Source organism: Streptomyces phyllanthi (assembly GCF_009377205.1).
GTDB lineage: Bacteria > Actinomycetota > Actinomycetes > Streptomycetales > Streptomycetaceae > Streptomyces > Streptomyces phyllanthi.
Window position 1 is genome coordinate 76,525 of record NZ_VJZE01000004.1, and the last position, 6,878, is coordinate 83,402.

Consider the following 6,878-nt stretch of genomic DNA (forward strand, 5'->3'; position numbering starts at 1 on the left):
GCATGCCCGAACTCCTTTCGGCTGTAGCTCTGGAAGAGAGACTCCGGGGCGGAACCCACGAGGTCATTACGATGTCCGCTGAACGGACAGCTTCCTGTCCACGGCCGTCTGCCGACCGGAGAATGACGGAGGCGGAACGCCCGCCACCACGGCGAAAGGACCCGACACGGCCAACAGCGGCGACCGCGGTCGCACAGTCACCTCCCGGGCCCTGGCGATCCTGGACGCGTTCACGCAGGGACACCCGGAACTGACCCTCGCCCAGATCTGCCGCCTCGCCGGCCTCCGCCACGCCACGGCCCACCGACTGGTCGGCGAACTGACGGCGTGGGGAGCGCTGGAACGCCTGCCGCGCGGCTCCTACGTCATCGGCCTGCGCCTGTGGGAGCTGGGCACACTCAACCCGCGAGGACTGCCCCTGCGCGTCCGGGCGATGCCCATCATGGAGGACCTGCACGCCGCCACGCAGCAGCACGTGCAACTGGCCGTCCTCGACGGCACCGACGCCCTCGTGGTCGAACGGATCTCCGCTGCGGGAGCGGTTCCCGTGGTGTCCCAGGTCGGGGGACGGCTACCCCTGCACGCGTCCGCCGTCGGGCAGGTGCTGCTGGCCCACGCCGACGAGGGGCTGTTCCTGGAGGTCGTACGGAACGGCCTGACCCGCTTCACACCCAGGACCATCACCGACCCGGCCACGCTGCGGCTGACCCTGGCGGAGTGCCGCCGGATCGGTGTCGCGGTCGTACGCGAGGAGATGAGCCCGGACGCCCATTCGGTGGCAGCACCGGTCACCGACACCAAGGGCCGCGTGGTCGCGGCCCTGTCCGTGGTGTGCGCAGAGGCCCGAACCCATCTGCTGGTACCCGCTGTTGTGCTGGCCGGCCGTGGCATCTCCCGGGGCCTGGGCTCCGGCAGCATGCCGTAAAACAGCCGCCTCAGATGTGCATACACATTGATGCCTTGCCGTGCCAGAGTTAGACCCCGCACCCACAACATGCCTGCTTCCTGCCCACAACCCTTTACAGCCCCGTAATAGTGTGCACACTTAGCGGTGCGAGATGAGCCACAGGCGATGCAGTCAGGCCATCGACCAACGACACTCGCTGATCCGGGCCGCGTGTGCCTTCAGCCTCCGCATGCCCGGCATGGCGCCGGTCGGCCTGCGGCTGCCACCAACGAACTCACGCACGCCGCATCCAAGGGCGAGAGAGACGCACACCCACAAGCCATGTGAGAGGAATCGTCATGCTCGAAGACAGTCGCGGAGGTCGTGGCAACGCCACCTGGCCTCCGGTGACCTTGCTGGTCCTCGCGATCTGTGGGATCGCCATCGTTGCCGACGGGTACGACGTCGTCATTTACGGCGCTGTCATCCCGTCCCTGCTGCACGAACCCGGGTGGGGCCTGACCCCTGCCGGCGCCGGCCTGATCGGTTCCTTCGCTCTGATCGGGATGCTCATAGGAGCCACGACCGTCGGCACGCTCACCGACATACTGGGCCGACGCAGGATGCTGATCGGCTGTCTGATCTGGTTCTCGGCGATGACGGGCCTGTGCGCGCTCGCGACCTCCCCGGAGGTGTTCGGTCTCTTCCGGTTCCTCGCCGGCCTCGGCCTCGGCGGCGTACTGCCGACCGCCAGCGCTCTCAGCGGTGAATACTCACACCCCAAGACACGCAACCTGGTCTTCGCGATCATCTTCAGCGGCTTTCCCGTGGGCGGCATCATCGCCGCTTTCACCGGGATGTTCGTGATACCCAGGTTCGGTTGGCAGGCGATGTTCCTGCTCGGTCTCCTCCCGCTTGTCCTGGTCGTGCCTGTGGCCCTGAAGTTCCTGCCCGAGTCGATCGCCTTCCTCCGCGCCAAGGGCAGGGACGCCGAGGCGGAGAAGACAGCTCGGCGCTGGGATATCGCTCTCGAAGGCACACCGACCGAAGCATCGGCGTCGGCCCAGTCACCGACCGGAACCGGCCCGGGCAGCATGTCGCCTGTGAAAGCCCTGTTCTCGCGCAATTACGTCGTGGCGACTCTGTGTTTCCTGGCCATGTCGTGCCTGTGCCTGTTCATGATCTACGGATACAACACCTGGCTCCCGGAGATCATGCGCCGGGCCGGCTACTCCTCCGGTTCCGCGCTCGGCTTCCTCCTCATGTTCAACCTCGGGGCCGTCGTCGGCCAACTCCTCATCTCCCTGGCCGCCGACCGAATCGGCTCGAAGCCGGTCATCGTCACGACCTGTCTCCTGGCCGGCGTCGCCGTGATCCTGCTCAGCCTGCGGCTGCCCACGGCAGTGCTGTACGTGGCCGTCGCGCTGGGAGGCGTCGGAGCGATGGGAACGCAGACGTTCGTCCTCGCCTACATCTCCAAGTACTACCCGGTACGGATGGGTGCCACAGCGTTGGGCTGGGCGCTGGGCTTCGGCCGCCTCGGCTCGATGCTCGCCCCACCGCTGCTCGGACTGATCATCGGGGCCGGGCTGGCGTACCAGTGGAACTTCTACGCTCTTGCGGTACCCGGCGTCATCGGTGCCGCACTCATCGGACTGGTTCCCCGCGCTGCCGGAGAGGCAGCCCCGGTCGGGCACGCGAGCACAGACGGGACGGTGCGCTCCCTGCCGGAGCCGACCTGATCCGCATGCCGAGGGCAGCCTCGGCACCGGCTGGGCGCCCGGCACGGGGTGCCCAGCCGGTGTCCCCTCCGGGGCAGCAGCGGCGGCCGACCCGCCGGCTTCGACGAGAAACCAGTACAAGCGCCGCAACGAGGTCGAGCGGGCGGTCAGCCGGCTCAACGCCTCAGTCGGTGAAGGGATCTTCCAGCGTCGGGATACACGGAGACAACAGCGTCTCCATGTGCTGCGTGACCATGCCCCGAACGAGCCTGAGCACGCGTACCTCGTTCTCGTGACCCGGGTCCTCGTCATCGCGAACGTGGAGGAGCCCGTAGGAACCAGGGGCAACCACCGCCACATGCTCAAACAGTTCGACAACATCAGGCGACGAGCGGTGATTGGAACAGCCCCCGAGGTGGATGAACGGCTCGCCGTTCATCCACCTGAGGTCAAGCAAGTAAGGGCTGGCCATCCGGGCGATGTGAAGCCGAAGCTCATCGACGATCTGCCGCAGACGGGCCGCATCGCCGTCATCAACTGCGGTCTCGCGGACTGTGATCCAGCCGTGGTACTCAAACACCTCACGATCCTAGTCAGAGCTGGACGTCATCGCTGCAGACGAATCCCCAGGGCCGTCTCCGCACACTACCGATGCTGACCCATTGCTCGCGGCCTGGTCTTGAGGCCCGTGTCGGGTTCGCTCGCCTCGGAGATCTCCTCCATCGAGTCAGGGAGAGACGATCGTGCGGTTCGGCCGTAGGAATGCGGCTCCGGTCGGATGGCCAAGGGCCTCCAGTGTGTCCGCCGGTCGAAGAACGGAGAACCCGATGTCCGAGCACTTGATCGAGGACCTGGTCGCGGACTCGGTCCGCGTCCTGGACGGCCACGCCGACCCGGACGACCCCCGCGTCCGGGACTGGTTCGCGGCGCTGTACGGCTTCCAGGGCGGGTACGACTGCTCGTTCACGCACTGACAGTGATCACCAAGGTCCTCGACGGCTGCCCGAACACGCCCATCGAGGTCACCCTCGCACGGTGCGGCATGCCAGGGCCGGTCGTCAGTCCTGACCAGGAGTCAGCCGCCACACTGTGAGGTCGAACCTGAAGGCGGTGGAGCAGGACAGCGGGACCGTCGTGCCCAGCACATCGACCGTGGCCGCCGTGTGAAGCTGTGTGTTTGTGCCCTTGGTGATCACATAGTGGCCCGCCGGGTCCTCGATGACCTCGTGCACGGGCTTGGGCTTGCCCACTGCGGTGTAGGTGCCGCTGATGACCGCGTCGCCCGCCGGCTCGGCCGTATCGTCCAGCTTCCGGACTGGGATGTCGGCCGTGATCGTTCCGTTCGAGAGCAGCGTGGTGTCCTCTGGTCCGTAACCGCCGCCGTACTCTCCCTCCGGCGTCTCGACCGACACACTGGCGTGCGAGCCGAACGCGGAGTTCTGGTAGAGGTCCACCGCGACGAAGACGCCTGAGGACTGCCCGGCGCAGGACAGGGCGTAGCCCTTCTCGATCGTCTTCGCCGGCTGGGATCCGCTCTCCGCATGCGGGGCGGCCTGCGCGGCACCACCGCCGACGGTGACGGCTGCCCCTGCACTGATCAGGCAGGCCAGCGCGGCTCGTGTCATGTGTCTCAACTCGGTCCCCCCTCGGGCTCTGGGCCCTTGTGCGTCGTTTTACGCGTGTTGCGGGGTCTTAGACACGCCAGATGCGTGTTCGGTTGCGGCCAGGACGGAAGAGACGCCATGAGCAAGGCCATGGAGAATCTCGATGTCGCTGGACTGGTTCGTCACCGGGCCGAACGCACGTGCGGCCCGCTCCGCAGCCGGAGCTCGCGCAGTGGCTAGCTCAGCGAAGCCCGTCCGGCGCCTACGGGCACGGGCACCCGACTCCGCTACGCGGCACGGCGTCACCACTACCGCCACTCCGAACCCGTGATCTACCTTGCGAAGACACACTTCATGGCTCGCCACCTCACCGCAAACAACCGATGCCACTGATCCGTACCATCACTACGCCAGGACGACTTCGCGGTAGGCACCGGAGCTGCCCGCCCAGACGCCGCCGGGGCAGCGCACGCACTTGCCCCCGCAGCGGCCTCCAAGAGGCCCGCGCTGCGGCTGGAAAACTAAAGAAAGGTCAGCATCATGTCCGAGAGCACGACATCCCCCACCGAACTGACTTCCCAGTACCTGGCCCAAGTGGCCAGCGATCTAGAGCGCAACATCAAAGAGCAGGAACGAATCAGCGCGGAAATCGTGGCACTGCAGGAGCAGTTGTCCGCCCTGAAGAACGACCACACGGTACTGGTGAACATGCAGCAGGTACTCGGCGTCACATCGGACGATGTTCGGCCTGCGCCCGTGTCCGACAGCGCCTCCGTGCCCCCACCGCGCAAGAAGGCCACTGCCAAGTCCGCAACACCCAAGCGGACCCGTGCGAAGAAGGACACGGCCGCGGAGAGCCGTACGCCGGTCAGGAAGCCGGCCGCCGAGAAATCCCAGGACAAGACGGTCGTGAAGACGGCCCAGCCGACGCTGGTCGAACTCGTTCGCCGCCACCTCGCCGAACAGAGCGAGCCTCGCTCCGCCGCGGAAATCGCCACTGCACTCGGCCAGGACCATCCCGAGCGTGGCATCAAGGCCACCGTCATCCGCACCACACTCGAAGGGCTCGTCGCCAAGAACCAGGCCCAGCGCACCAAGCAGGGAAACTCCGTCTTCTACACCACCCCCGACACGGCGGAGGACGCTGCCCAGCCCCAGCCGCAGTCCGAGGCACAGCCCGACCAGGGTGAATAGAGCCTGCGGGCTGTCCACGCGTGCGGCTTCCTGTACGGCGCCTGGTGGTATGCGGTAGGTCCGTCCAGCACGAACTTCCTGCAACTGTCCGCTGTGGCCCCTTTGCCACCGCTCACCCGCGAGACATCACCGGCCCCGATGAACAGCTGCTGCAAAGAGTGAACCAGGACGCCCCGCATGCGCCGACAACGCGCGTCCCTGGTTCAGGCTCGGGCGCCCCGTCCTGGCCCTCCCCGATGCTCAGCCCCATCTGCCGTGGGTCCGGATGGGCCAGGTGATCGCGTCGATCTGTGGCACGGAACAGTTCCAGGGCACGCCCCTCATCGACGGCAGGACGGACGACCTATCGTGATGGAAGGGCACACGCGTTACGGCGCCTCAACACCGGAGACCCGGTACTTGCTCACCTCCGCGTCGCGGATCTGCGCCGCCTGCTCGGGTTCCAGACCCGCGCCACGGAAGCGTGCAAGATCCTCATCAGTCTCCCAGCGCTCGTACACGTTGATCCGGTCCGGCTCGATCAGGTCGGCCGACAGAGCGAAATCAAGGCAGCCGACGGCGGATCGGGCCTGCTCAACGGCCCTCGAGCATCCAGCCAGATATGCGTCGCGGTCAGCAGCGTCCACCCACAATTTCCCAGCAATAATGATCACGGTACTCCTCGCGTTGCGGCTACTCGCCTGATGTTGGTGTGCAGCGTGACCGCCTATCGGCATGGCCACTGGGGAGACAGACCGCAGTGGACCACAGAAATCATCGGTGGCCCGAGCTGCCAGATCGAAGAGACAGGCCCTGGCTGTTGGTTCCGCACAGCACAGAACACCTACTCGGTGCTGCACGGCGCCATGTACGCCCCGCAGGCGGCCTTTCGACCGTGACTCGGGCACCGGACGCCCGTACGGTCTGAACTGCATACGTACGGGAGACGGCGCTCAGCGCCGTGCGGGTGAGGCCAACTTTCCGATCTGAGGGCCAGTTGGACCTCCACAACACGGTGCTGCTGCCGCTCGACCAGGGCGACACCGCCACGGAGCTGGCCCGTCGACCTGCGGGCCAGCTGGCCTAGGGGACCTGGCGGCCCGCCCTGACACCGTGGCCGCGGCATACACCGAGGGGCAGCGCTGCTTGACGATGCGGCCCCATCCCTGCCCGTACATGTGGGGCAGTGCCCCGCGGATCAGCCGGAGTCCGGCGTTGTTGGCGAGGACGTCGGTGCCCGTGGCGGCGAGTTCGGCCGCGTCCAGGTCGGTGAGGTCGAGGACATGGGGCTCGACGGTGCCCGCGAGGTCCCGGGCCGGCCGGGCCAGGCCGGCGAGTGGGTCGAGGCCTTCGGTGTCCCGGGTGACGGCCCTCACCTTGGCTCCGGCGGCGGCGAGCCGCAGCGCGCGGGCACGGCCGATACCTCCGGCGGCGCCGGTGACGAGGGCCGTACCGCCGTCTAGGTCGAGCGGGAGGGCGTGGGGACCCGGGAGG

7 protein-coding genes and 1 pseudogene are annotated in these 6,878 nt (G+C 67.2%); 4 read left to right on the forward strand and 4 right to left on the reverse strand.

Translation table 11 applies throughout. The features are described 5' to 3' along the window. The first annotated feature begins 211 nt into the window (after positions 1-211). Both FNH04_RS01680 and FNH04_RS01685 read left to right on the forward strand, forming a co-directional pair. The gene (locus FNH04_RS01680; RefSeq protein WP_228030973.1) at positions 212-925 is read left to right on the forward strand and encodes an IclR family transcriptional regulator; all 714 of its coding nucleotides are present in this window, start codon (positions 212-214) and stop codon (positions 923-925) included. A 320-nt stretch (positions 926-1,245) separates the two neighbouring features. Then, the gene (locus tag FNH04_RS01685) at positions 1,246-2,628 is read left to right on the forward strand and encodes an MFS transporter (RefSeq protein WP_152779537.1); all 1,383 of its coding nucleotides are present in this window, start codon (positions 1,246-1,248) and stop codon (positions 2,626-2,628) included. A gap of 163 nt (positions 2,629-2,791) precedes the next feature. On the opposite strand, the gene FNH04_RS01690 is transcribed toward FNH04_RS01685, so the two are convergent. Further along, entirely contained in the window at positions 2,792-3,187 is a 396-nt protein-coding gene (locus tag FNH04_RS01690) for an Imm7 family immunity protein (RefSeq protein WP_322722371.1), read from the reverse strand. Between the two features lie 247 nt (positions 3,188-3,434). Between FNH04_RS01690 and FNH04_RS46295 the strand changes: the two genes are divergently transcribed. Next, positions 3,435-3,581 (forward strand): hypothetical protein, encoded by a 147-nt coding sequence (locus tag FNH04_RS46295; RefSeq protein WP_194236503.1) that lies wholly within the window; start codon positions 3,435-3,437, stop codon positions 3,579-3,581. Positions 3,582-3,665: 84 nt separating this feature from the next. Here FNH04_RS46295 and FNH04_RS01695 read toward each other — a convergent pair whose 3' ends face one another. Beyond that, positions 3,666-4,232 carry a hypothetical protein gene (locus FNH04_RS01695; protein ID WP_152779539.1) on the reverse strand — a complete coding sequence of 189 codons (567 nt, stop codon included), beginning with the start codon at positions 4,230-4,232 and terminating at the stop codon, positions 3,666-3,668. Between the two features lie 519 nt (positions 4,233-4,751). Here FNH04_RS01695 and FNH04_RS01700 point away from each other — a divergent pair. Then, a complete protein-coding gene (locus FNH04_RS01700) occupies positions 4,752-5,405 on the forward strand; it encodes a hypothetical protein (protein ID WP_152779541.1) in 654 nt (217 codons plus the stop codon). A gap of 368 nt (positions 5,406-5,773) precedes the next feature. Here the strand turns inward: FNH04_RS01700 and FNH04_RS01705 are convergent, their stop codons facing one another. After that, positions 5,774-6,058, reverse strand: a complete 285-nt coding sequence (locus tag FNH04_RS01705; protein WP_322722374.1) for a putative quinol monooxygenase — start codon at positions 6,056-6,058, stop codon at positions 5,774-5,776. Positions 6,059-6,532: 474 nt separating this feature from the next. Then, positions 6,533-6,878 (reverse strand): annotated as a pseudogene (locus FNH04_RS01710) (SDR family NAD(P)-dependent oxidoreductase); the annotation flags it as partial.